General features: G+C 72.4%; 13 protein-coding genes and 1 riboswitch. Of the genes, 4 read left to right on the top strand and 9 right to left on the bottom strand.

Going from position 1 to position 25,568, the window contains the following annotated elements:
* Window position 1: 1 nt before the first annotated feature.
* Entirely contained in the window at window positions 2-11,938 is an 11,937-nt protein-coding gene (locus tag ACFZBU_RS26895; protein WP_391586227.1) for an SDR family NAD(P)-dependent oxidoreductase, read from the top strand.
* 202 nt (window positions 11,939-12,140) lie between these two features.
* Here the strand turns inward: ACFZBU_RS26895 and ACFZBU_RS26890 are convergent, their stop codons facing one another.
* Window positions 12,141-13,694: a phenylalanine aminomutase (D-beta-phenylalanine forming) gene (locus ACFZBU_RS26890; RefSeq protein WP_391586226.1), complete on the bottom strand. Its 1,554-nt coding sequence runs from the start codon at window positions 13,692-13,694 to the stop codon at window positions 12,141-12,143.
* A 314-nt stretch (window positions 13,695-14,008) separates the two neighbouring features.
* Between ACFZBU_RS26890 and ACFZBU_RS26885 the strand changes: the two genes are divergently transcribed.
* Window positions 14,009-14,875: a sugar phosphate isomerase/epimerase family protein gene (locus tag ACFZBU_RS26885; RefSeq protein ID WP_391586225.1), complete on the top strand. Its 867-nt coding sequence runs from the start codon at window positions 14,009-14,011 to the stop codon at window positions 14,873-14,875.
* Between the two features lie 13 nt (window positions 14,876-14,888).
* A complete protein-coding gene (locus ACFZBU_RS26880; RefSeq protein WP_391586224.1) occupies window positions 14,889-15,761 on the top strand; it encodes an oxidoreductase in 873 nt (290 codons plus the stop codon).
* Window positions 15,762-15,826: 65 nt separating this feature from the next.
* Here ACFZBU_RS26880 and ACFZBU_RS26875 read toward each other — a convergent pair whose 3' ends face one another.
* Together ACFZBU_RS26875 and ACFZBU_RS26870 are read right to left on the bottom strand one after the other, a co-directional pair.
* Window positions 15,827-16,579, bottom strand: a complete 753-nt coding sequence (locus tag ACFZBU_RS26875) for a CbtA family protein (RefSeq protein ID WP_391586223.1) — start codon at window positions 16,577-16,579, stop codon at window positions 15,827-15,829.
* A gap of 93 nt (window positions 16,580-16,672) precedes the next feature.
* Window positions 16,673-16,885 carry a CbtB-domain containing protein gene (locus ACFZBU_RS26870; RefSeq protein WP_391586222.1) on the bottom strand — a complete coding sequence of 71 codons (213 nt, stop codon included), beginning with the start codon at window positions 16,883-16,885 and terminating at the stop codon, window positions 16,673-16,675.
* A 51-nt stretch (window positions 16,886-16,936) separates the two neighbouring features.
* A riboswitch (cobalamin riboswitch) is annotated at window positions 16,937-17,023 on the bottom strand.
* A 261-nt stretch (window positions 17,024-17,284) separates the two neighbouring features.
* Here ACFZBU_RS26870 and ACFZBU_RS26865 point away from each other — a divergent pair.
* On the top strand, window positions 17,285-17,848 hold the full coding sequence (locus tag ACFZBU_RS26865; RefSeq protein ID WP_391586221.1) for a histidine phosphatase family protein: 564 nt from the start codon (window positions 17,285-17,287) through the stop codon (window positions 17,846-17,848).
* A 342-nt stretch (window positions 17,849-18,190) separates the two neighbouring features.
* Here ACFZBU_RS26865 and ACFZBU_RS26860 read toward each other — a convergent pair whose 3' ends face one another.
* The 6 genes from ACFZBU_RS26860 to ACFZBU_RS26835 form a co-directional block, all read right to left on the bottom strand.
* Window positions 18,191-18,601, bottom strand: coding sequence for a PPOX class F420-dependent oxidoreductase (locus ACFZBU_RS26860; RefSeq protein ID WP_391586220.1), 411 nt, complete (start codon window positions 18,599-18,601; stop codon window positions 18,191-18,193).
* 404 nt (window positions 18,602-19,005) lie between these two features.
* A complete protein-coding gene (locus ACFZBU_RS26855) occupies window positions 19,006-19,986 on the bottom strand; it encodes an alcohol dehydrogenase catalytic domain-containing protein (protein ID WP_391586219.1) in 981 nt (326 codons plus the stop codon).
* Window positions 19,983-21,605, bottom strand: coding sequence for an aspartate aminotransferase family protein (locus tag ACFZBU_RS26850; protein WP_391586218.1), 1,623 nt, complete (start codon window positions 21,603-21,605; stop codon window positions 19,983-19,985). The genes ACFZBU_RS26855 and ACFZBU_RS26850 overlap by 4 nt, the downstream gene beginning before the upstream one ends.
* Entirely contained in the window at window positions 21,598-23,034 is a 1,437-nt protein-coding gene (locus ACFZBU_RS26845; RefSeq protein WP_391586217.1) for a trehalose-6-phosphate synthase, read from the bottom strand. Before ACFZBU_RS26845 ends, ACFZBU_RS26850 begins: the two co-directional genes overlap by 8 nt.
* Window positions 23,034-24,065: an SDR family oxidoreductase gene (locus ACFZBU_RS26840; RefSeq protein ID WP_391586216.1), complete on the bottom strand. Its 1,032-nt coding sequence runs from the start codon at window positions 24,063-24,065 to the stop codon at window positions 23,034-23,036. Before ACFZBU_RS26840 ends, ACFZBU_RS26845 begins: the two co-directional genes overlap by 1 nt.
* Entirely contained in the window at window positions 24,062-25,489 is a 1,428-nt protein-coding gene (locus ACFZBU_RS26835; protein ID WP_391586215.1) for an MFS transporter, read from the bottom strand. Before ACFZBU_RS26835 ends, ACFZBU_RS26840 begins: the two co-directional genes overlap by 4 nt.
* Between the last annotated feature and the right edge of the window lie 79 nt (window positions 25,490-25,568).

Below are 25,568 nucleotides of genomic sequence, written 5' to 3'. Positions count from 1 at the left end.
GATGACTGAGTCCTGGAACGCTGCGACGATTTCGGGCGGCGAACTCGCCCGACGGTTGGCCGAATTGTCCAGGCCCGAGCAGACCGGCGTACTGCTCGACCTGGTCCGCGAGCACACGCTCGCGGTGCTGCGCAAGATCCGGCCCGAGGACGGCGACTCCCCGCCGGGGACCGGCGATCCGGTGGGTCCCGACCGACCCTTTCGGGAGCTGGGCCTGGACTCGCTCGGCCTGGTCGAACTGCACGCCAGGCTGGTCGGGGCGACCGGCCTGGAGCTGTTGGTGACGGTCGGCTTCGACCATCCGACGCCGGCCGAACTCGCGCGACACCTGCGTGCCCGACTCCTCGGCATTGCCGAGGACGATCCCGAACCGGCGCCCACCGCACGGGCCGACGACGAGCCGATCGCGATCGTCGGCATCGGCTGCCGCTTCCCCGGGGACGTGGCGTCGCCGCAGGACCTGTGGCGCCTGGTGGCGGACGGCCGGCACGTGATCGCCCCCTTCCCCGACGATCGGGGCTGGGACCTGGACGCGCTGTACGACCCGGACCCGAACACCCCCGGGACGAGTTACGTACGGCAGGCCGGATTCCTGCCCGACGCCGCCGAGTTCGACGCCGAGTTCTTCGGGATCAGCCCGCGCGAGGCCACCGCGATGGACCCGCAGCAGCGGGTGCTCCTGGAGACCTGCTGGGAGGCGCTGGAGCGGGCCGGGATCGACGCGGGCCCGCTGCGCGGCACCCGATCCGGGGTATTCATCGGAGTCGAGCCACACGAGTACGGACCGCGCGTGCACGAGGCGCCGGACGGCCTGGACGGCCACCTGATGACCGGTACCGCGCCGAGCATCGTGTCCGGGCGGATCGCCTACACGCTGGGCCTGGAAGGGCCCGCGCTGACGGTCGACACCGCGTGCTCCGGGTCGTTGGCGGCGCTGCACCTGGCCGTCCAGTCGCTGCGCCGGGGCGAGTGCACGCTCGCGCTCGCCGGCGGGGTCACCGTGATCACCAGTCCGGGTACGTTCACCACGTTCAGCCGGCAGCGCGGCCTGGCCCCCGACGGGCGTTGCAAGGCGTTCGCCGCCGCGGCCGACGGCACCAACTTCGCCGAGGGCGCGGGTGTCCTGGTGCTGGAACGGCTCGCCGACGCCCGCCGGCAGGGGCACCGGGTGCTCGCGATCGTGCGCGGGTCCGCCCTGAACCAGGACGGCGCCAGCAACGGCCTGACCGCGCCCAACGGCCGGGCCCAGCAGCGGGTGATCCGCCAGGCGCTCGCCGACGCCGGCCTGACCGCGGACCAGGTCGACGTGGTCGAGGCGCACGGCACGGGCACCACCCTGGGCGACCCGATCGAGGCGCAGGCGGTGATCGCCACCTACGGCCGGGACCACTCGCCGGAGCGACCGCTGTGGCTCGGTTCCGTCAAGACCAACATCGGCCACACCGGCGCCGCCGCCGGCGCGGCCGGGGTGATCAAGGTCGTCGAGGCGATCCGGCACGGCGAACTGCCGCGGACCCTGCACGTGGACGAGCCCTCGCCGCACATCGACTGGTCCGCCGAAACGGTGCGCCTGCTTACCGAACCCCAGCCGTGGCCGGCGACGACCGACCGACCTCGCCGGGCCGGCGTCTCGTCCTTCGGTGTCAGCGGCACCAACGCGCACGTGATCATCGAGGAGGCGCCGCCGACCGACGTCGGCGAGCCCGAGGCCGAACCCGATGCGGACCGGATCAACCCGGTCCTGCTCTCCGCCGGCAACGAGCCGGCCCTGCGCGCCCAGGCCGGTCGCCTGTACGACCTGCTCGACTCCGCCGACGCGCCCACACCTCTCGACGTGGCCTACTCGACCGCCGTCACCCGAACCGCCCTCGAACACCGCGTGGCGATCGTGGCCCGCGACCGCGAGGAACTCCTGGGGGCGCTGCGGGCGATCCGCGAAGACCAAGCCGCGCCGGGCATCCGGCGCGGCACGGCGGCGGCCGGGCGGCTGGCCTTTCTGTTCACCGGCCAGGGCAGTCAACGCCTGGCGATGGGCCGGGAACTGTACGACACCTTCCCGGTCTTCGCAGGCGCACTCGACGATGTCGCCGACTACCTGGACATACAACTCGAACCGCCGCTGCACGACGTGCTGTTCGCCGCGCCCGACACGCCCGAAGCCGCCCTCCTGGAGCAGACCGCGTACGCGCAGACCGCGCTGTTCGCGATCGAGGTGGCCCTGTACCGACTCCTCGAATCGTGGGGCGTGGTCCCCGACTACCTGGCCGGACACTCGATCGGCGAACTGAGCGCGGCCCATGTGGCCGGCGCGATGTCCCTGGAGGACGCCGCCCTGCTGGTCGCGGCGCGTGGTCGACTGATGCAGGAACTGCCGTCGACGGGCGTGATGGTCGCGATCGAGGCAAGCGAGGACGAGATCGGGCCGCTGCTCGACGATCGGGTGGGCCTGGCCGCGATCAACGGCCCCGACGCGGTGGTGATCTCCGGCGACGAGGACCGAGTCGCCGCCGTCGTGGCCCGATTCCCCGGCCGCCGGACCAAGCGCCTGCGTACCTCGCACGCGTTCCACTCGCCGCTCATGGCGCCGATGCTCGACGAGTTCCGGCGGATCGCGGAGGCGATGACCTACCGGACGCCGGCCATCCCCGTGGTGTCCGGCATCACCGGGCGCCCGTTCACCCCCGACGCGGCGTACTGGGTGCGGCACGTGCTCGAACCCGTTCGCTTTCGAGACACCGTGCGCCGGCTGGGCGCCGAGGGTGTGACCACGTTCCTGGAACTGGGCCCGGACCCGGTCCTGTCCGCGCTCGGCCCGGCCTGCCTGCCCGCCGACGGCCCGGACACGCTGTTCGTACCGGTCCTGCGGGCAGGGCGGTCGGAGGAACACGAATGCGTCGCCGCCGTGGCCGCCGCCCACGTGCGCGGCACGGCGGTCCACTGGGCGGCCTTCTTCGCCGGCCGCGGCGCCCGACGGGTGGAACTGCCCACGTACGCCTTCCAGCGCCGCCGGTACTGGCTGGACGGGACCGCACCCGCGGATGTCCGCGCGGCGGGACTGCGCAACCCCGAACACCCGCTTCTGGGCGCCGTGGTGAGCCTGGCCGGCTCCGACGGTGTGGTGCTCGCAGGCCGGCTCTCCACGCAGACCCAGCCCTGGCTGGCCGACCACGTCATCTCCGGCGTCGTGCTGCTGCCCGGGACCGCGTTCGTGGAACTGGCGATCCGGGCCGGTGCCGAGATCGGCTGCGCCACTGTCGACGAACTCACTCTGGAGGTGCCCCTCGCGCTGCCGGACAGCGGGAGCGTGGCCCTGCAGATCACCGTCGGCGCGGCGGACGATACCGGCCGGCGGTCGGTCGAGGTGCACGCGCGGGCCGACGACGGCGACGACTGGACCCGGCACGCGAGCGGCGTGCTGGCGCCCAGCGCGGGCGCGGAGCCGGCCGCGGCGGCGTTCGACCTGGTGGCGTGGCCGCCGGTCGGGGCCCAGCCGATCGACATCACCGACTTCTATCGCGACGACGCGCAGAACGGCTACGAGTTCGGCCCGATGTTCCGCAACCTGCGCGCGGTGTGGCGTCGCGGTGGTGAGGTGTTCGCCGAGGTCGCGTTCGCCGACGGGGAGCGCTCGCGCGCCGAGCGCTTCGGCCTGCACCCCGCGCTGCTGGATTCCGCGCTCCAGGCGATGGCTTTCGCCGACGACCGTGCCGACGACGGCGGGACCCGCCTGCCGTTCGCCTGGACCGGCGTCCGCCTGCACGCCGCGGGCGCCGCGGCGCTGCGGGTCGGGATCACCGCGACCGGTCCGAACGCGGTGTCGGCGTCGATCGCCGACGCGGACGGCGAGCCGGTGGCCACCGTACGCTCGATAGCCGTCCGTGCCGTCGACGCCGGGCAATTGCAACGTGCCCGGGCGGCCCGGGACGACGCGCTGCTGCGCGTGCGCTGGACACCCCTGGCGCCCGCGCCGCAGACGACCCGGGGAACCCGGGTCGTGCTGGGGACCGACCACCGCGACCTCGCCGCGGTCGGCGCGGCGATCACTGCGGGCGACCCGGTGCCGGACGCGGTGGTCGTACGCCTCGAACCGGCCGAGGGCGCCCCGCCCGTCGCCGCGCGGACGGCCACCACCGGGCTCCTCGACCTGCTGCGCGACTGGTCGAGCGACGAACGCTTCGCCGATTCGCGGCTCGTGCTGGTCACCACGGGCGCGGTGGCCACCGGCCCCGACGACGAGCCCGCCGATCCCGCCCTGGCCCCGCTGTGGGGCCTGGTGCGCTCGGCCGAGGCCGAGCACCCGGGCCGGTTCGTCCTCGCGGACCTGGACGACGACGCCGCACTGCCCGACCTGCCGGCCGGCGAACCCGAACTGGCGCTGCGGGGCGATACCGTCCTGGTACCGCGACTCGCGCGCGTCACGGAAAGCCCGCAGCCCGCGCCCTGGCCCGCGGACGGCACGGTCCTGATCACCGGCGGCACGGGCGGCCTGGCGAGCCACCTGGCCCGCCACCTGGTGACCGAACACGGCGTACGCAACCTGCTCCTGGCCGGTCGACGCGGACCGCAGGCACCCGGCGCGGACCGACTCCGGGCCGAACTGACCGAACTGGGCGCCGGGGTCACCATCGCCGCCTGCGACGTGGGCGACCGCACGGCGGTGGCCGAGCTGCTCGCCGCCATACCCGCCGAGCACCCACTGAGCGCGGTTGTGCACACCGCCGGCGTGGTCGCCGACAACCTGATCGGCGCGCTGACCGCCGACGACGTCGACACGGTCTTTCGGCCCAAGGTCGACGGGGCCTGGCACCTGCACGAACTCACCCGCGACCTCGACCTGTCGGCGTTCGTCCTTTTTTCCTCCGGCGCGGGCGTCCTGGAGGCGCCCGGGCAGGCCAACTACGCGGCGGCGAACGTCTTCCTGGACGCCCTGGCCGAACAACGCCGAGCGGCCGGCCTACCCGCGACCTCCCTGGCCTGGGGCCTGTGGGGCGGCACCGACGGCATGGGTGGGCGCCTCGACGACGCCACGCTGCGCCGCGCCGACCGCTCCGGCCTGGTGACCCTGTCCGTGGCCGAAAACCTCGCCCTGTTCGACCGCGCCCTGGGCACCGACCGAGCGACGTTGCTGCCACTGCGGATCGACCCGGCCGCGCTGCGCAACCGCCCCGGCGGGGTGCAGGCGTTGCTGCGTGAACTGGTACCCACCACCGTCCGCCGAGCGGGTGCCGGCCGTGCCACGGGGGCCGGCGCGCTGGCCCGCAGGCTGGCCGAACTCCCGGACGGTGAACGGCATCCATACGTCCTCGACGTGGTCCGCACCCAGGTCGCCGCCGTCCTCGGACACGAGGGCGCCGCGTCGATCGACCCGGACCGGGCCTTCACCACGATCGGCTTCGACTCGCTCGCCGCCGTCGAACTGCGCAACGCGCTCGGCACCGCTACCGGGCTGCGCCTGCCCGCCACCTTGACCTTCGACTATCCGACGCCCAAGGCGCTGGCCGACTTCATCCGGTCGAAGGCGACGAACAGCGAGTCCACGGTCGGCATCACCGCGCCCGCGTCGGTCGGCGGCGACGAACCGATCGCCATCGTGGGCATGGCCTGCCGGTTCCCCGGCGGCGTCGGGTCGCCGGAGGACCTGTGGCAGCTGGTCGCCTCCGGGCGCGACGGCATCACCCGCTTCCCCGACGATCGGGACTGGGACGTGGACGACCTCTACGACCCGGAACCGGGCAAGCTCGGCAAGAGCTACGTCCGCGAGGGCGGATTCCTGCACGATGCGGCGGACTTCGACCCCGCGCTGTTCGGCATCAGCCCGCGCGAGGCGCTGGCCATGGACCCGCAGCACCGGCTGCTCCTGGAGACCACCTGGGAGGCCGTGGAACGGGCGGGCATCGACGCCACGACGCTGCGCGGCAGCCGTACCGGCGTGTTCGCCGGCGTGATGTACCACGATTGGGCCACCCGTCTGGCCGAGGCTCCCGACGAACTGGCGGGCTACCTCGGCATCGGCAGCGCGGGGAGCATGGCCTCCGGACGACTCGCCTACACGCTGGGCCTGGAGGGTCCGGCGATGACGGTGGACACCGCGTGCTCGTCGTCGCTGGTGACCCTGCACCTGGCCGCGCAGGCGTTGCGGTCGGGGGAGTGCTCGCTGGCGCTGGCCGGCGGGGTGACCGTGATGTCCACGCCCAAGACGTTCGTCGACTTCAGCGCGCAGCGCGGCCTCGCGGCCGACGCCCGCTCCAAGTCCTTCGCCGCCGCCGCCGATGGCACCAGTTGGAGCGAGGGCGTGGGGATGCTCCTGGTGGAGCGGTTGTCCGACGCCCTGCGCAACGGGCATCGGGTGTTGGCGCTGGTGCGGGGTTCGGCGGTGAACCAGGACGGCGCGTCGAACGGGTTGACCGCGCCCAACGGTCCGGCGCAGCAGCGAGTGATTCGGCAGGCGTTGGCGGGTGCGGGGCTGTCCGTCGGTGATGTCGATGTGGTGGAGGCACACGGGACCGGTACGCGATTGGGTGATCCGATCGAGGCGCAGGCGCTGTTGGCGACGTATGGGCAGGATCGCCCGGAGGGTCGGCCGTTGTGGTTGGGGTCGATCAAGTCGAACATCGGGCATGCGCAGGCCGCCGCCGGCGTGGCGGGGATCATCAAGATGGTGGAGGCGATGCGGCACGGCGTGTTGCCGATGACGTTGCATGTGGACGAGCCGACGCCGGAGGTGGACTGGTCCGCCGGGGCGGTGGAGTTGCTGACGGAGTCGCGGGCGTGGCCCGAGGTGGGTCGACCGCGGCGGGCGGCCGTGTCGTCGTTCGGCGTCAGCGGCACCAACGCGCACGTGATCCTGGAGCAGCCGCCCGAGGCACCGGCTGCCGCACCCGAACCGCCGCACACCCGCCCGGTGCCGTGGGTGCTCTCCGGTCGGACCGAGGACGCGCTGCGGGCCCAGGCCCGTCGGCTGTGGTCGCACATCGGGCCGGACGAGGACGGGTTCGCCGCCGTGGGCCGGGCCCTGGCGACGACGCGGGTGGCGTTCGAGCATCGCGCGGTGGTGTCGGGGCTGGATCGGTCCGAGTTCCTGCGGGGGCTGGCGGCGCTGGCCGAAGGGACGCCGTCTCCCGGCGTGCTGCGCGGCACCGCGCATGTCGGCGGTACGGCCTTCCTGTTCACCGGTCAGGGAAGTCAACGGCTGGGCATGGGACGGGAAGCCGCCCGGGCGTTCCCGGTCTTCCGCGCCGCCCTGGACACCGTGTGCGCCGAATTGGACCGCTGGAGCGACCGCCCGGTGCGCGAGGTGATGTGGGGTGACAAGGCGGGTCTCGACGACACGGCGCGAGCCCAACCGGCGCTGTTCGCGGTCGAGGTGGCGCTGTACCGCCTGTTCGAATCGTGGGGCATCCGGCCGGACGTGGTGATGGGCCACTCGGTGGGCGAGTTGAGCGCGGCCCACGTCGCGGGTGTCCTGTCGTTGCCCGACGCGGCGCGACTGGTGGCGGCACGCGGCCGGTTGATGCAGGAACTGCCGACGGGCGGGGCGATGGTCGCGGTGGAGGCGGATCCCGACGAGATCGCGCCGTGGCTGACCGACCTGGTCGATCTCGCGGCGGTCAACGGGCCGAACTCCGTGGTGGTGTCCGGCGAAGAGGCCGCCGTCACCAGGTTTGTCGCCGAATTCGGCGCCCGGTTCGGCACGCGCCGGAGCAAGCGGCTGCGCACCTCGCACGCGTTCCACTCGGCGCTGATGGAACCCATGCTCGACGAGTTTCGCGAGGTGGCGCAGCAGGTTTCGTACGCGTCGCCGGTGATTCCGCTGGTGTCCAACGTCACGGGCGGCAGCGCCGATGTCACCTACGCCGAGTACTGGGTCGGCCATGTGCGGGAGGCGGTGCGCTTCGCCGAAGGTGTGCGCGCGCTGACCGCGCGTGGTGTGACCCGGTTCGTCGAACTCGGGCCGGACGGCGTGCTGTCCGCGATGGTGCGGGAGAACGTGGCCGAGGACGGCGCCGCCTACGTGGTGCTCCCCGCGCTGCGCAAGGGCCGCTCCGAGATGGCGACGCTCCTCGCGGCCGTGGGCGAATTGCACGTGAGCGGCGTGCCGGTGAACTGGGACGCGTTCTTCGCCGATCACGGTGCTCGCCACGTCGAGTTGCCCACCTACGCGTTCCAGCGGGAGCGCTACTGGTTGACGCCGGCGACCGGGGTGGGCGATGTGACGTCCGCCGGAGTGGACGCGACGGATCACCCGCTTCTGGGCGCGATGATGGCTTTGCCGGAGTCCGACGGCGTGCTGTTCACCGGCCGACTCTCGCCGGCGAACCAGACCTGGCTGGCCGACCATGTGATCCTCGGTCGAGTGGTGGTGTCCGGGTCGGCACTGGTGGAGTTGGCGGTCCGGGCCGGCGACGAGGTCGATTGCGCGATCGTGGAGGAACTCACCCTGGCGGCGGCGTTGGTGCTGCCCGAGGAGGGCGGCGTCCAGGTCCGGGTACAGGTCGGCGGACCGGACGAGAGCGGTCGACGGGTGCTGACCGTGCACTCGCGGGCCGAGGACGCGGTCGACGGCGGGTGGACGCGGCACGCCGAGGGTGTCCTGCGTCCGGCCGCGAACGCGGAGCCGCCGGCCGCCGACCCGCAACCATGGCCGCCGGTCGGCGCCACGGCGATCGATGTGTCGGGTTGCTACGCGGAGTTGGCCGGCCGCGGCTACGGATACGGGCCGACCTACCAGGGGTTGCGGGCGGCCTGGCGGCGTGGCGAGGAAGTGTTCGCCGAAGTCGCGCTGCCCGAGTCGGTACGCGACGAAGCCGGTCGCTACGGGCTGCATCCCGCCCTCCTGGACGCCGCGTTGCACGCCGAGGCGTTGGCCGAGGAAGGCGGAGCCACCCTGCTGCCCTACTCCTGGAACGGGGTCCGGCTGCACGCCGCGGGCGCCGCGTCGCTGCGGGTCCGGCTGCGGCGGGTCCAGGGCGCCGAGGTGTCCTCGATCGAGGTCTCCGACCACGACGGCCGGCCCGTAATGTCGGTGGAGTCGCTGGTCGCGCGGCCCGTGTCCGCCGAGCAGTTGGCGGACGAATCCGCCCTCGACGGCTCGCTGTTCCGGATGGCGTGGGAGCCGATCGCCCCGGCCGACGCGTTCGCGGGCGCGCCGTCGTTCGTGTCGGTGGGCACGGATCTGCCCGGCTCGTACGAGAGCCTGGCCGCGCTGGGCGAGGCCGTCGCGTCCGGCACCCTGGCCGGGCTCGACACGGTGCTGCTTCCGTGCGCGCCGCATGCCCTGGACGACCCGGCCGGGGTGCCCGACGCGGTACGAGCGGGCACCTCGCGCGTACTCGCCGCCGTGCAGGACTGGTTGGCCGACGAGCGGTTCGAGCGGGCCCGGCTGGTGGTGCTGACCCAGGGCGCCATGGCCCTCGACGGCGAGGCCCTCACCGATCCGGTCGGCGCCGCGGTATGGGGCCTGGTACGGGCCGCGCAGGCGGAGAGCCCCGACCGTCTGGTCCTGGTCGACGCGGACGGCCCGGCCGCGGTGGCCCGGGTGCTGCCCGCGATCGTGGCCGCCGGGGAACCGCAGGCCCTGATCCGCGACGGCAGGGGTTATGTGGCGCGTTTGCGTACCGCCGCCTCCGGTGCGGGCCTGGTGCCGCCCCCGGGAGCTTGGCGCCTGGAAGCCGGTGGCACGACGCTGGACCACCTGGCCCTGGTGGCCTCGGACGAGCCCGACGTCGCCTTGGCGACCGGCCAGGTCCGGGTCGCGGTGCGCGCGGCGGGGGTCAACTTCCGCGACGTGTTGGTCGCGCTCGGCATGTACCCGGGCGGCGGCCGGATCGGTGGCGAAGGCGCCGGGGTGGTCGTGGAGGTCGGCCCCGGCGTCGACGGGCTGCGCCCGGGCGACCCGGTGATGGGCATCTTCGAGAACGCCTTCGGGCCGGTCGCGGTGACCGACCATCGGCTGCTCGCCCGGATCCCGGACGGATGGTCGTTCGAGCAGGCGGCCACCGTGCCGCTGGTGTTCCTCACCGCCTGGTACGGACTGGTCGACCTGGCCGACACCCGGGCGGGCGCGCGCGTACTCGTGCACGCGGCGACCGGCGGCGTGGGGATGGCCGCCCTCCAGGTGGCCCGACACCTGGGCGCCGAGGTGTTCGGCACCGCGTCACGCGGCAAGTGGGACACGCTGGCGGGCCTGGGCCTGGACGGCGCGCACATCGCCGACTCGCGTACCCTCGACTTCGAGGAGCAGTTCCTCGACACCACCGACGGCGCGGGCATGCACGTCGTGCTGAACGCGCTGGCCAGGGAGTTCGTGGACGCCTCGCTGCGCCTGCTGCCGCACGGCGGGCACTTCGTGGAGATGGGCAAGACCGACCTGCGCGACCCCGACAAGGTCGCCGCGGACCACCCGAACGTCAGCTATCAGGCGTACGACGTGATGGACGCCGGGCCCGACCGGATCCAGGCGATGCTGGCCGAATTGACCGCGTTGTTCGCGACCGGGGCGCTGCGCCCGCTCCCGGTCCGGAGCTGGGACGTGCGTCGGGCGCCGGAGGCGTTCCGCTTCCTGAGCCAGGCTCGGCACGTCGGCAAGCTCGCGCTGACCATGCCGCGGCGCCCGGATCCCGAGGGCACGGTCCTGGTCACCGGCGGTACGGGTGCCCTCGGCGCCTTGGTGGCCCGGCATCTGATCACCCGTCATGGCGCTCGTCGGCTGCTCCTGGTCGGTCGGCGCGGCTCGGCCGCGCCCGGTGCCCGGGAGTTGGTGGCGGAGCTGCGCGCGCTCGGCGCGGAGGTACGGGCGGTCGCCTGCGACGTGTCCGACCGTACGGCGTTGGCCGACCTGTTGGCCGACGTCCCCGCGGCGCACCCGTTGACCGCGGTGATCCACACGGCGGGCGTGCTCGACGACGGGGTCTTCGCGGCGCTGACTCCGGAGCGGATGGATACCGTCCTGCGCCCCAAGGTGGATGCGGCCTGGCATCTGCACGAACTCACCCGGGACGCGGACCTGGCGGCATTCGTGCTGTTCTCCTCGGCTGCCGGGGTGCTCGACGGGGTCGGGCAGGGCAACTACGCGGCAGCCAACGTGTTCCTGGACGCGTTGGCCCGGCATCGACGCGACCTGGGCCTGCCCGGACAGTCGCTGGCCTGGGGACTGTGGGCAAGCGACGGCGGCATGGGCGGCGCGCTGGGCGAGGCCGACCTGGCGCGGATGGCGAAGAAGGGCGCCAAGGCGCTGACTCCCGACCAGGGCCTCGCGCTGCTCGACGCCGCCGCCACGTTCGACGAGGCCACCGTCGTGCCGGTGCCGCTGGACCTGCGGATACTCGCCGCGAGCGGTGAACTGCCGCCGCTGTTCCAGGGCTTGGTTCGCGGACCGGCGCGGCGAACCGTACGGGCGGCGACCGACGCGACGAACGCGCCGAGCCTGCCCGAACGGCTGGCCGCGTTGCCCGCCGACGAGCGCGGCGCGGCCGTCCTGGAGCTGATCCGGGAACAGGCCGCAGTGGTGATCGGCCACTCCGGGGCGGGGGCGATCGCGCCCGAACGGGCCTTCAAGGACCTCGGGTTCGACTCGCTTACCACGATCGAGCTGCGCAACCGGCTCGGCGCGGCGACCGGACTGCGGCTGCCGGCGACGCTGGTGTTCGACTATCCGGATCCGCACGTGTTGGCTCGCTACCTGCTCTCCGAGCTCGTACCCGACGCGGAGCCGTTGTCGGCCGCCGATCGGGAGGAGGCCTCCGTTCGCGAGGCGTTGGCGAGGATCCCGCTCGGTCGGCTGCGCGAGACGGGCCTGTTGGCCGCGCTGCTCGCGCTCACCGAGGCCGGTGACGGGGCGGCGGCCCCGGACCGGCCGGTCGAGGAGGATCGCGGCGCGGCGTTGCGGAGCATGGATGTGGCCGACCTGCTGCGGGCGGCCCGGCGGGACAACTCCGGCTGACCGAACCGGTATTCGGGTGCGCCCCTCGATCGCTGTTCGATCGAGGGGCGCTTCGGGTGGCGGGCGACCGCTTTTTGGAAGTGACCGACCCAACGAAAACGCCGCCGATTCCCGGGGGTTGGAATCGGCGGCGCTCTCGGTTTCTTCTCTGGGGTGGTCCGTCGACGAGAAGGGCGGGGCCGCCCCGCACTCGCCGCAGTACTCAGGAGAGGATCTCGCGCGCGATCGCCTCGACGTAGTCGGTCACGGTGATGTCCCGATCCAGGTAGGGGACCAGCGCACGGGTCCGCTCGTACAGCTCCCGCGTACCGGAGGACAGGCCCTCCACTCCGCGGATGTCCACCGCCTGGCAGGCACAGAGCAGTTCGAACGCCACCACGTAGGTGGCGTTCGTGAGCACCTCCCGGGCCTTTCGCGCGGCGACGAACCCGAAGGAGACGATGTCCTGGAAGTCCGCCGTCGTGGTCAGCGACTGGATCGACATCGGCACGGCCAGTGCGCGGGTCTCCGCGGTCACCGAGGCGGTCATGAACTGACCGCCCATCAGACCCAGCCGCAGCCCCGGCTCCTCGCGGCACAGGAACGGGGGCAGACCGTTGCTGTTGCTTGCGTCCATGAACCGGTCGACGCGGCGGTTCGACAGGTTCGTCAGCGTCGCCAGCGCGATCACCAGGTGGTCCATGGCCATCGCCACGTACTGCCCGTGGAAGTGCCCGTTGTGGAAGACGTCGTCCTCGTCGGGCAGCACGAGCGGGTTGTCGTTGGACGAGTTCAACTCGTCCGCCAGGGTGCCCGCGATGGTGTTCATGCTGTCCAGCACCGGGCCCAGGATCTGCGGCGTGCAGCGGATCGAGTACGCGTCCTCGATCGGTTCGGAGCCCTTCTTGACGATCGTGCCCATCTCGCTCGCGAGCACGTCCTCGGTGTCCTGCTCGTTGCGTGCGAGTCCCGAGTCGGCAAGCAACTCCCACAGCTTGGCGGCGACTTCCCGCTGTCCGAGGTGCGGCTTGAGTTGGTGCACCCGCGGATCGAACGGCTTGGTCATGCCGCGCAGGCCCTCGATCGACAGGGCCGACACCCGGAGGTAGACGTCGAGCAGACGGCGGGCCCGCTGGTAGACCAGGCTGCCCAGGCCGACCATGCCGGACGTACCGTTGATCAGCGCCAGGCCCTCCTTGAAGCTGAGCTTCATCGGCTTCAGGCCGGCCCGGCTCAGCGCCTCGGCGCCGGACAGCGTCTCACCGTCGAACCGCGCCTTCCACTGACCGGCGCAGACGAGTGCGATCGAGGCGAGCGGGCCGAGGTCGCCGCTGGTGCCGAGCGAGCCCTTCTCCGGTACGCACGGCACGACCCCGGAGTTGTACACCGCGATCAGCTTGTCGAAGTTCTCCTCGGAGATCGCGGAATTCCCGCGCGCCAGGGAAACGATGCGGGACAGCATGATCGCGCGAACGGTGTGGTCGTCCAGGTGCGCACCGACGTTGGTGGCCACCGCGTTGATCAGGTTCTCCTGCAACTCCTGCGCCATCGAGACCGGCACCAGCCGATCGACGAATCCACCCATGCTGGTGTTGACCCCGTAGACCACTCGCCCGGCGTCCACGAAGGACACCAACGTTTCCCGGGACCGGCGGACCCGCTTGCGGACATCGTCGTCCACGGCCACGGGAATCGAGTTCCGTACGGCCGACTCGATTTCGTCTAGGCTGACCCGCCGGCCGGCGGTGAGCGTGAATGTCACGGTGTCGAACCCCATTCTTGAAATCGATTGGAATCGGGACGCGAAGGCGCCTAATACATTTCATTGATGTCATGAGGGTGAAGGGTGGGCCAGGGGAATCGACCCCTAAGTGCCAGGGGTGTGCCCCTAGGTTCAACTCGCGTGTGTGGAAAGGCGTTTGGGTCCTTGCGCGAAGCGCGCGGAGGGTGCTCCGGATAGGGGGACATCGGTCGCGTTTAGGGGTACGCAGCCCTGGCACCGCGTCACGGGGCACGGATTCAATGAGGCGTATATCCGAATCGACGACGTGCCCGACACCGAACACCACGGATGAGAGAGATCACGACGACATGAGCCTTCTCGACCAGCGGAATCCGTTCTTCGCCCACCCGCACCTGGCGGGCTCGATCTGGCCCGAACCGGTTCGGGACTCGTTCAGGGAGCGGGTCGCCGCGGTGGCCGGGGTCGGTTCCACCGGGATGGGCATGGGCGGCTACGAGCTCGAACCGCTCCTGGCCACCGAGTCGGAGGCGACGATCCTGGGCATCCTCAAAGAGTATGGCGTCGTGGTCGGCGAGCTGGAGCTTCTGCTCGGCTGGCACGCCGACGGCGAGGAGGGCGCGAACGCGCGCGCGTCCGAGGAGCAACTGTTCGCCTGGGCCGACCTGTTCGGAGCCACTCGGGTGAAGACGTCGGCGGTGTTCTTCCCCCCGGCCGAGCTGCCGCCGATCGAGCAGATCACCGAACGCTTCGCCGCGCTGTGCGACCGGGCCGCCGTCCGCGGGCTGACCATGGAGCTGGAACCCTTCGCCGTGTTCCCCGCGTTCCACTACGGCGTCGCGGCCGAGGTGGTCATCGCCGCGGACCGACCCAACGGCGGACTCCTGATCGACGCGTGGCACCTGTCCCGCGACCCGCACGGCTTCGCCGCCCTGGACCGGGTCGAGGCCCGGCACATCACCGGCGTGGAGCTGTGCGACGGAGCCGCCGAGCCGAACGGCAGTCTGCAGGAGGACTGCGTCAACAGCCGGCTCCTGCCGGGCGAGGGCGACTTCGACCTGATCCGCATCGTGCGCACCCTGGCGGACAAGGGCGTCGACGTCCCGCTGTCGGTGGAGGTGCTGTCCGAGGACCTGCGCAAGGCGACCCCGGAGGAGAACGCGACCCGGACGACCGCGGCGGTCCGGGCCCTGCTGGATGCCGCACGCACGGCGTAGAGGGGATCCGACGGTGAACATTCCCGACCTGACCGGCCGCACGGCCGTGGTCACCGGCGCCAACAGCGGCATCGGCCTGCCCACCGCGCTCGAACTGGCCCTGCACGGCGCCCACGTGTTCGTCGCCTGCCGCAGCCCCGAACGGGGCAACGCGGCCGTCGCGCAGATCCGCAAGCGCGCCTCGTCCACCCGTGTCGAGTACGTCCCGTTGGACCTGGCCGACCTGGCCTCGGTCCGAGACCTGGCGAAGTCGCTGGTCGACCGGCTCGACCGGATCGACATCCTGGTCAACAACGCCGGGGTCGGGATGATCTCGCGCCAGGTCACCACCGACGGGTTCGAGAAGCAGTTCGGCACCAACCATCTCGGCCACTTCGCGCTGACCGGACTGCTCCTGCCGCTCCTGGTGGCCGGCCCGGGCGCGCGGGTCGTGACGGTGTCCAGCGACAACCACGCCGAAGGCGAGATCGACTTCGACGACCTCCAGGCGGAGCGCAAGTACGGCCGGAACTCGAGCTACGCCCGGTCCAAGCTGGCGAACCTGCTCTTCACCCTGGAACTGCAACGTCGCGCCGACGGAGCCGGCGTCGACCTGGTCAGCGTGGCCAGCGACCCGGGTACCACGGCGACCAACATCGGCGCCCTGCCGCGCGTGATGAGCCTGATGATGCGGCTGTTCCTCCAGTCCGCAGACAAGGGCGCGATCCCGTCGCTGTACGCGGCGACCTCGCCCGAGGCGCGCGGCGGGGAGTTCTACGGGCCCGGCCCCAAGCGGATGACCCCGTCCCCGAAAGCCCTCGACGAGGTCGTCGCCGCGCGCTTGTGGGACGTATCGGAAAACCTCACGGGCGTGCGCTTCGCGGCGCTCGATCACTTCACACCCTGAGGGTGGCGGTCACGAGCGCCGACCGGGCCTGGGAGGGCCCGGCCGGCGCTCGTGGACCGACCCGGTCAACCGGCGGCGGCCGGGACCCGCGATTCGGGTCGCGGATCGGCGACGGGGAAGAGTACGCGTTCCGCCAACAGCCCGAAGACCAGGCCGAACGTGGTCCAGATGACGGTATGGATACCGAGCGAGGCGACCCGGAAACGCCATACCACCGTGGCCGAGAACTCGGCCGGGATCTCGTTCACCGTGGGCATCGCCCACATCGCTACGCCGACCGCGACCACGAACGCCGCGACCGCGAGCGGGACGGCGTTCCAGACCCCCAGCCGCGGGGTCAGCCGCCGGGCGAGCAGTACCGAGGCCGCCGCGAACAGCACGGACAGCGCGAGCATGCCGAAGTACAGCGCGGTGCGCCGCCCGATGGTGTCCGGGTCGCCGACCGCCGGCGGGTTCGCCGGGTACTTCAGGAACGGCACCACGATCACCGTCACGAACCCGAGCAGCGCCAGCAGCCCGGCCGTGGCACGAGGGCGGAACGGCCCGATCCTGCCGTACGCGAAGGCGAAGACGAGGGCGAACAGGCCGCCGATGGCGATCCCGTACACCCCCACGCCGGTCAGCATGCCGATCGTGCTCTGCACGCCCCGACTGACGATCTCCTCTTCGGGATGGTCGCCGTGCGCGCCCGCCTCGTGTTCCTCGAACGCGATCGCGTTCCGGACCTCCGGCTCACCGAAGACCCACGCGAACACCCACGCCAGAACCCCGGCGAGCACGCCGGTGAGCATGCCGCGGATCAACAGATTTCGCACCATGCGTGATGTCGACTTCCTGTATGGCGACCCGCCTCGTCGACGGGTCGCGCGATACCTGTTCCCTACGTGTCGCGCGGTGTGACCGGGCAACCGTCAGTGGCAGGGGAAGCCGAGCAGGTGTCGTCCGTCGTGCACGAACTCGTGCACACCCGATCCCGAGAAGAGCGCGACCGCGCCCTGTTCGGAGGCGACGAAGTAGACGAGGAACAGCAGGAATGCCCCGGCGAACGCGGCCCAGGGCAGGATCGCCTTGACCGGAATCGTGATCGGTGTGACGGCGGGACGGGGAACGGCGGCCTGAGCCACGGAATCCTCCTTCGGGGCAACGCGCCCGGATACGGGGTGCGTCGCGGGAGGGTCTGACTCACGGCCCCGGATCCCGCTCGCGCGGGGTCGGTTGCTCGATCACAGTGGCGCGCCCGTGCCGGAGTTTCACCGGCTTCCTCGTCGCGACGCGAGGTCGATCGGAATCTAGGGGTCGCCCGCCGACGGGGTCAACGGGCGCGGGCCGCCGGCCGAGATCTTTGTGCAAGTCTTGAACCGGGTGGATCGGGCGGATCGGGCGGGGTGGATCATGGCGAATCGGGCAGATCGGGTGAATTGCGTCGGTTGGACTGGTTGGACTCGTCGGGCGGGTTGGGCTGGTTGGGCTGGTGGGGTGGATCGTGCCGGGTCGGTCGGGCGCCGGCTGCGCAGGGGCGTGTTGTGAGTACTCGGGTCACCCTGCTGTGCCACGCCGCCACCGCCGCCACCGGGCGGGCCGCCTTCCCGCTGGACGAACCGATCACGGCGCACGGTCGAGCGGCGGCCGAGCGGTTGGCGCCGCCGGTCGGCGGGAAATTGCTTCGGGTGGTGCGCGGGCCGGAGTTGCGCTGCGCGCAGACCTCGGTCGCGATCGGTCTGGTGGATGCGTTGATCGAGCCGGCGCTGCGCGACTGCGACCACGGGACCTGGGCGGGGCGGACGCTGGACGAGGTGCTGGCCGCGGACCCGGCGGGGGTGGCCGCGTGGCTTGCCGAACCGGAGGCGACCCCGCACGACGGCGAGTCGCTGGCCTCGGTGCTCGACCGGTCCGCGAGTTGGCTCGACGAGCAGGCGCGGGGCGGGCACGGGCGGGTGGTCGCGATCACGCACTCGATCGTCGCGCGGGCTGTCGCGGTGCATGCGCTGCGCGGGGCTGTGGAGGTGTTTTGGCACCTGGATGTGGGGCCGCTGGGGCGGGTTGATCTCAGTCGGAATGGGGCGCGTTGGGCGTTGCGGCTTCGGTAGCCGGGGCTTTTGGCCTCAAGCGCCGGCCGGGCTGAGTGGCCTCAAGCGCCGGCCGGGCTGATTGGCCTCAGGCGCCGGCCCGGCTGATTGGCCTCAGGCGCCGGCCGGGCTGAGTGGCCTCAAACGCCGGCCGGGCTGTCGATGGCTTGCCCGGGCTGTTGGTGGCGTGCTCGGGCCGTGGATGGCTTGCCTGGGCTGTAGATGGCTTGCCTGGGTTGTGGACGGCTTGCCTGGGCTGTGTAGATGGCGTGTCCGGGCTGTGTGGTGGCTTGCCTGGGCCGTGGAGGGGTTGGTCGGCTGTCGGTTTTTGGGGGTCGGTTCGGGTGGGGGTGTGAGGGGTGGTCAGGTTGTTGCGGTGCCGGTGAGTCGGGTTGGGGTGAGGCGGATGACGACTCGGACCGACTCGGGGGGCAGCGCCAGGTATTCCTCGCCCGCGCCGGGGCCCTCGTACTTCTCGGCCAACGCGACGGCGAGCCGACGGTCGACGTCCTCGGTGATCGTGGTGGTGCCGCGCACCTCCAGGTAGACGTCGGGATCGGCCGGATCGTAGATGGTCAGGCTCGCGCGCGGCTGCCGACGCAGGTTGCGCTCCTTCAGACGGCCGGCCTCCGACGAGATCAGCACGTCGTCCCCGTCGCGCCCGACCCACACCACCGAGGTCTGCGGCCCACCGTCACGATTGACGGTGGCCAACACCGCCGGGTGAGCCCCGTCGAGGAGCTTGCGGGCGGCATCGCCCAGCGAAATCGTCATGTTCGGGATCCTACGGCGTGCCCTCGACCCCGGAGGAGTGCGCGCGCACCTTCGCCGAGCGCCGTTCTCGCGCCTGGGTGCGCCCGTGCCGCGCCGTGATTACATGCCGAGCCGCATGCACCACGGCGCACACCACTACGGGGTCACTTCGTGGAACCGGGGGTAGTCGGCGGCCGCGTCGGGCCGACCGTAGGCATGCGCGGTTGGCGCGTCGGGTCGAGGACAGGCTTTGTGCGCACGAGCAGGTGTGCAGCGATCTTCAGGCGGTGTGTGACGAACTTGCGGCTCAGGTCGGGCTGGAGAGCATGCGGGTCCCCGACCGAGCTCAAGGAGCGACGGGAGCGACTTGTGGCCGGGCTCGAAGAGCGCCCGGCTGTGCGTGGCTGACGAGGGGCAATGCGGATCTACGGCCGGATGACGGTTTTGCCGAGGGGGCGGCCGGTGAGTTGCTCACGGAGGACGGTGGGGAGTTCGGGGAGGGTGATCTCGTCGGTGATCAGGCGTTCCACGGGCAGGCTCGGGAGAGTGGTCAGGGCGGTGGCGAAGTCGGCGGAGGTGGTGCCGTAGCTGCCGGCGACCGTGACCGGGCGGCCGGACCACGTGGTGTGGACCGCGTGTTCGTGCCGGCGGACATGGTCCAGGTCGACGGGCAGGCCCGACAGTTCGTCGCCGGGCGCGGTGCCGCCGTAGAGCAGGGCCAGGCCGGACGGGACGAGGACGTGCAGGGCGTCGGCCAGGACGTCCGGACGGACGAAGCTGGTGGCGATCACCGCCGCGTCGAAGGTGGAGGCGGGCAGCGCGGCGATGGCGCACACCTCGAAGCCCCGGTCCCGGAGGAACTTCGCCCGGTCGGCGCTGCGATTGGCCAACGTGACGTCGGCGCCCGCCAGTTCGGCCAGGCGGGCGATCAGCAGACCCGCTGCGCCCGCGCCGAGCACGACGACCCGGCGGCCGGCCGGCGACGTGCCCAGGTGGCCGGCCAGTGCCGCGACGCAGTGCCCGGCACACGCGAGCGGTTCGGCGAACACGGCCTGACGGGAGGGGAGCAGGTCCGGGACCCGGGGGAGTGCGGTGAGCAGGCGGTCGGCCGGCCCGGCCGCGTACATCTCGGTCGCGAAGCCGGTGGTGCGGGCGAGCCGGACGTTCGGGTCCAGGGCCACCCGCCGACCGGTGGGCAGCCGATCCGGAAGGGTGGATTCGGTGATCACGCCCACGAGTTCGTGCCCGAACTGGCTGGGGCCGTGCCGCTCGCGGGCCACCTCCTTGAGGTCGGAGCGGCACAGGCCGGCCAGTTCGACCCGGATCGACACCCGGTGCTCACCCGCCGGCGGGTCCGGCCGGTCGTGCCGCAGACAGGGGCCGTCCGGGCCCAACTCGACCCTCATTCCCGCGAGTCCGAGGGGGTGGTCGTGGTCGCCGCCGCGGGCTCGGCCGGTCGAACCGGCGGGCACGGTGTCCCCGCGGCGGGGCGACCCGAGCGCGCCTCGGGTACCGACCGTGTCTCCGGCCCCGACCGCGCCGCGGCGGCGGTGGGTGCTGCGGCAGCCGTACGGGCCGCCGGGGCCGGAGTCGGACCCGCGTGCGCCGCCGCAGCCGAAGCCGTGCGCGGCGCCGAAGCCGGAGCCGGACCCGTGCGCGTCGCCGAAGCCGAAGCCGCAGCCGAACCCAAGCGCGCCGCCGAAGCCGGCGCCGTCTGCGCCGTCGGCCCCGGGTGCGCCGTCTGCGTCCGCAACATCTCCAGCGCCTCGCCGAACCCGTCCGCGATCAGATGCGCGTCGGTCGGGGTCAGGATCAACGGCGGGCGCAACTCGATCACGTTGCCCAGGCCGTGTTCCGACACGCGGGTGAGGATGCCCCGCGCATGCAGGTGGCGCTGGAACGCCTGGGCCAGCTCCGGTGCCTTCGCGCCGTCCGGGCGGACCAGCTCCACGCCGATCATCAGGCCCGGCCCGCGGATGTCGCCGAGCACGGGGTGCTCACGCTGGAGCGCCCGCAGCCGCTCGCTCAGGATCGCCCCGACCCGGCGCACGTTGGCCAGGAACCCGGGTCGGCGGACGATCTCCAACGTCTTGACCGCCGCCGCCGCGGCAAGCGTGTGGCCGCCGTAGGTGAATCCGTGCAGCGACCGGTCCCAGTCGGCCATCCGCTCCTCGGTCAGGATCGCCGCGAGCGGCAGGCCGCTGCCGGTCAGGCCCTTGGAGACGGTCATCATGTGCGGGGCGACGCCGAAGTGGTCCGCCGCGAACATCTCGCCCGTCCGGCCGAACGCGGTCTGGATCTCGTCGAAGATCAACACGATCCCGTGCTCGTCGCACAGCGCCCGCAGCGCCTGGAAATACCCGGGCGGCGGCACGATGTTGCCGCCCATCCCGCTGATCGGCTCGATCAACACACACGCGACGCTGCCGGAACTCGCGTACGTGATGAAGTCCTCGATCCGCTCCACGCACAACATTCCGCAGGTGTCCGGAGTCTGCCGGTAGAAGCAGCGGAAGCAGTACGCATCGGGCACGTGCAGGGCGCCGGCGGCGTGTGCCGGAAACGGCGCGCGCATCCGGCTGCTGCCGTTGAACGCGGTGGCCGCGATGGTCTGCCCGACGTGGCCCCGGAACGGCACGATCACATCGCGCCGCCCGGTGTGGTGTCGGGCGATCTTGATCGCGCCCTCGTTCGCGGTCGAACCGCCGCTGCTGCGCAGGTTGACCCGGGTCAGGCCGGCCGGTGCCAGGTCCACCAAATCGCACATCAGCCGGTCGGTGGGCTCGGTGCGGAACGAGGAGGAGGCGAAGACCAGTTCCTCGGTCTGTGCGCGCACGGCCGCCATCACCTCGGGATGGTTGTGCCCGAGCACCAGGTTGAACGTCCCGGACACACAGTCCAGATACTCCCGGCCGGTGGAATCCCACGAACGAATGCCCTCGCCGCGCACCAACACCGCGTTGCCCAACTGGTATTGCGCGACCTGCACGGCCCCGGCCGACGGTTCGCGCGCCGGCTCAGTCATCGCGGTGGTCCGCGTCCAGCCAGGCCAACTGGGTGCGGACCCAGGCCTCCAGGGTCCACGGTTCGGCCACCCGGCGCCGCCGCTCGGCCGCCGCCTTGCGCTCGGCGGCGGGTGCGGTCAGCGCGGCGACCAACGCCTCGGCCTGTTCGACCAGGTCGAAGGGGTTGACCGTGCGGCAGACCGGACCCAGGATCTCCGCCGCACCGCACATCTCGGACAGGATCACGTCCGCATCCCGCTCGTTGACCAGCGGTGCCTCGAACGTGCTCAGGTTCTGGCCGTCCACCGTCGAGTTGAACATCAGCACGTCGGCCCGACGGAAGCAGCCGATGGTGTGCTCGACCTCGTTGTCGCAGTGCAACCGCACGGTGTCAGGGCCCAGTTCGGCGTTCGCCTCGGCGATCGTGTACTCCACGCGGCGCAGGTATTCGGCGTTCGCCTCGACGTAGAGCCGATTGGGATTCATCCGGATCAGCAACCTGGACGAGCGCACCGAGGGTTCCAGGCGATGAGCCGCCACGAAGGCCCGCACCGCACGTTCGGCGTTCTTCATCGGGTCGGTCCGGCCGCTGTGCACCACCAGCGGCGCGTCGCCCGCCCACTCCGCGATCCCCTCCGGGAGGCGGGGCCGGTCCGCCTCCAGGGCGAGCGGACTGTAGCCGAGCGGCATCGTGCGCACCCCGGTGCGCCGGCCGCGCCAACGCACCACGCCCGCGTTCCGGTCCACCTCCGCGTCGGGTATCAGATCCGCCACGCAGTCCAGGAAGTTGCGGCACCAGCGCTCCGCGAAGAAGCCGATGGTGGTCGCGGGCAACATGCCCTCCAGGATGCCGACCCGCATCGCCTTGGGCAGGATCCGCCAATAGTCCGGCGACGGCCACGGGATGTGTACGAAGAGCAGGATCGGCGCGTTGGTTCGCACGGCGCGCAACCTGGCGGGTACGCCGACGAGTTGGTAGTCGTGCACCAGGTAGGCCGGGTCCGCCACGTCGGCCGAGTCGGCGAGCAGCGCACCGGCGAAGTCCTCGGTGAACCGGGCGAACCGGTCCAGCGCGGCGTAGGTCTCGGTCCCGAAGGTCGGCGTCTTCCACCTGTCCCAGCCGTAGTTGTTCGCGGCCCACATCAGCTGTGCGGTGAGGAAGTTCTGCACCACCTCGAAGGTGTCCCGATCGTGCCGGAGCAGGCGGACCCGGATGTCGCGGCCGGAACGCAACCGCAGGTCCAGGCCGTTCGGATTCTCCCGGGCCGCCCGATGGTCGTCGTCGGTATCCGCGCTGGCGATCCAGGTGACGTCGAGCACGCCCGCCTGCTCGGCGACCACGTTTCCGGTGCCTCCGGGTGCGAGCCATGGTCGCAACGTGCCGCGCTCGGGATCCGGGGCGAAACTGACGGCGGCGCGCTTGCTGGCCAGGAACAGATGACGGTCCATCAGGGCTGGTCCCTTCCGAAGACGACGGGGGCGTCGAAGGCGGCTGAGGCGTCGAGGGTGGCTGAAGCGTCGGTGTTGAGTGCGGCTGCGGTGTCGGGGGTGTCCGGGGTCCGGTGCGGCCCGGGTGCGGGGTGCTCCGCCGGCGCGGCGATCAGTGCGGCGTCCGCGGCGAAGACGTCCACCGGTGCCAGCCCGCGAAGTTCGGGCAGGTGCGCGGCGCGCTCGCTGTGCAGGCACGCGTTGCGCGGGCGGCACGCGTACGCCGTGTCCCCCTGCGGCACGGCCGTCACCAGCGCGGGGTCGACGCCGTAGGTCGTCGCGATGTGCCGGGCCCACCGGACCCGGGAGAGCCGACGCGGACCGCCCAGATGCACCACGCCCGTGTGCGGCGAGTCGAGCAGCGCGGTGGTCCAGGCCGCCACGTCGTCGATCAGGACGGGCGTGTTCCAGTGTTGGTCCGGCACCGCGACCGGTGCGCCCACGGACAGGCGTTCGGCACACGTGGTGAAGAAGTTCGGCCGCAGCCCGGCCCGGTCCCACCCGTACACCAGGCTGACCCGCAGCACGAGCGCGTCGCCGCCGGCCAGATAGGCGGTCTCGGCGGCCAGTTTCGCGCGGCCGTAGGCGTTGGCCGGCGCGGTGGGGTCGGATTCGGTACAGCTGTCCGCGTGTCCGGCGAACACGTTGTCCGTGGAGATCAGCAGGGTCCGCGCGGTCCGACCCGCGAGCGCGGAGACCACATGCCGGGCCCCGGCCGCGTGTACGGCCGCCGCCCCGGCCGGATCGGCCTCGCACCAGGTGATGTCCGAGGGCCCGTGGGCGGCCACCACCGCGTCCGGGCGGACCGCATCGACGACGGTACGCACCTGGCCCGGATCGGCGACGTCCACCGGGAGCCAGCGCAGCCCGCGGGTCTCCGGAGTGCGCGGGCGGCGCCGCGAGCCGAGCACGACACCGTGGCCGAGGCGGCTCAACCGGGTGCCGACGTGGCCGGCTATGTACCCCGACCCGAACACCAGGACCCGGGTCATCGGGAAACCCCCTTCCGGTTCGGCCCATTGGGCCGGTCGGGCCGGTGCGAACCGCTCGGCCCGCCCGGTTCGCGCGATCCGCTCGGCTCGCTCGACCCGTGCGATCGGCTCGGGCCGTGCGGCGAACCTCGGTCGTCCGCACCGTCGGTCCGGCCGGCCGGATCCGTCGCCGGGTCCTCGCTCCGGCCCGCCGAGCCCACAGTCGGGTCCACCGGGCCCGCCGGGTCCGCCCTCGGATCCGTACCCGCATCGGCCTCCGGATCACCGGTCCCCTCGGTCGGCAGCAGCCGCAGCGCCTGACTTCCCGTCACCACCACCACCCCGCACAGCGCGACGAGGCCGAGGACGGTGCCCAGGCCGAGGTGCCCGGCCAGGGTGCCGACCAGCGGCGGAGCGCCCAGGAAGCCCGCGTACGAAACCGTCGTGACCAGCGAGATCGCCTGCGGGCGCTGCTGCGGGGCGACCGCGCGCCCGGTCGCCGCGAGCAGCGTCGGCACGACCGGGGCCAGCCCGACGCCGGCGAGCGCAAACCCGGCGAGCGTGCTCGCGGTGGACCAGGCCGCCGCCGCGACGGCGAGTCCGAGGCCGCCCAGTGCCCCGCCGACGAGCACCAGCGCCCGGTCGCCGACGCGTTCGCCGCGCCACTGGGCGAGCATGCGACCGACGGACAGGCCGGCCATGTAGGCGGCCGGGCCGCACGCGGCGAGGAACGAACCCGCGCCGAGGTCGTCCGCGAGATGGATCGCGCCCCACTGCTCGACGGTGTTCTCCATCAGCAGCACGGTGCCGCCGACCGCGCCGACCACGAGCAGGGCGACCAGAAGCCGGCCGTGCGCGCGGTCGGTCCGGGCGGCCGGCTCGGGGTCCAGCTCCTGCTCCTGCCACCGCCGCCGGTCGATCGCCAGGATCGCGCTGAGTGCGACCAGCACGGCGATCGCCACCAGGATCGCCCGTGCGGACGCGCCCAGATGCAGGGCCAGGCCGACCGCCGGGGCGGCGAGCACCATCGCCAGCGGGGTGGCCGCCTGGACCTTGTTGAACAGCCGCTCGCCGGTGAGCGCCTCGCGTGCGGCGGTGGTGGCGTTCAGCGCCACCTCGATCGCGCCGCTGGCCGCACCGATCAGGAGCAGCGCGGCGGCGAACGTCCACCGGGATCCGGCCGCCGCGACGGCGAGGGTGCCGAGCGCGAACGCGGCGGTCACCAACGGCAGCGTGCGCGGCCCGAGTCGCCGCGCGAGCGGCCCGGTGAGCAACATCGCGGGTACCGCCGCGACCGGGACCGCGAACAGGGCCAGGCCCAGTTGCCGGTCGTCCAGCGCCAGTTCGTCCTTGAGCGTGGGAATCAGCGCGGCCCAACCACCCCAGAACAGCCCCCAACTCGTCGCGGGAGCCACCAGCCCGAGCACACCGCCGCCGTGCCGCATCGACGCTCCGTCCGTGAGGGGTGACCGAGAGTGCCGCCCACCGTACTGCCCCGTCACCACTCTCGGCCGGCATCCCGCA

Source organism: Embleya sp. NPDC008237 (assembly GCF_042956465.1).
Taxonomy (GTDB): domain Bacteria; phylum Actinomycetota; class Actinomycetes; order Streptomycetales; family Streptomycetaceae; genus Embleya.
Note: the sequence above shows the minus strand (reverse complement) of the source record. Positions and strands in the feature narration are given on the sequence as shown.

Excerpts from the sequence above, each read along its gene's own strand:
- ACFZBU_RS26850 (WP_391586218.1), bottom strand. The coding sequence starts at position 21,605 with ATGACTGAGCCGGCGCGCGAACCGTCGGCCGGGGCCGTGCAGGTCGCG.
- ACFZBU_RS26860 (WP_391586220.1), bottom strand. The coding sequence starts at position 18,601 with ATGACGATTTCGCTGGGCGATGCCGCCCGCAAGCTCCTCGACGGGGCT.
- ACFZBU_RS26890 (WP_391586226.1), bottom strand. The coding sequence starts at position 13,694 with ATGGGGTTCGACACCGTGACATTCACGCTCACCGCCGGCCGGCGGGTC.
- ACFZBU_RS26875 (WP_391586223.1), bottom strand. The coding sequence starts at position 16,579 with ATGGTGCGAAATCTGTTGATCCGCGGCATGCTCACCGGCGTGCTCGCC.
- ACFZBU_RS26835 (WP_391586215.1), bottom strand. The coding sequence starts at position 25,489 with ATGCGGCACGGCGGCGGTGTGCTCGGGCTGGTGGCTCCCGCGACGAGT.
- ACFZBU_RS26885 (WP_391586225.1), top strand. The coding sequence starts at position 14,009 with ATGAGCCTTCTCGACCAGCGGAATCCGTTCTTCGCCCACCCGCACCTG.
- ACFZBU_RS26895 (WP_391586227.1), top strand. The coding sequence starts at position 2 with ATGACTGAGTCCTGGAACGCTGCGACGATTTCGGGCGGCGAACTCGCC.
- ACFZBU_RS26845 (WP_391586217.1), bottom strand. The coding sequence starts at position 23,034 with ATGGACCGTCATCTGTTCCTGGCCAGCAAGCGCGCCGCCGTCAGTTTC.
- ACFZBU_RS26855 (WP_391586219.1), bottom strand. The coding sequence starts at position 19,986 with ATGAGGGTCGAGTTGGGCCCGGACGGCCCCTGTCTGCGGCACGACCGG.
- ACFZBU_RS26840 (WP_391586216.1), bottom strand. The coding sequence starts at position 24,065 with ATGACCCGGGTCCTGGTGTTCGGGTCGGGGTACATAGCCGGCCACGTC.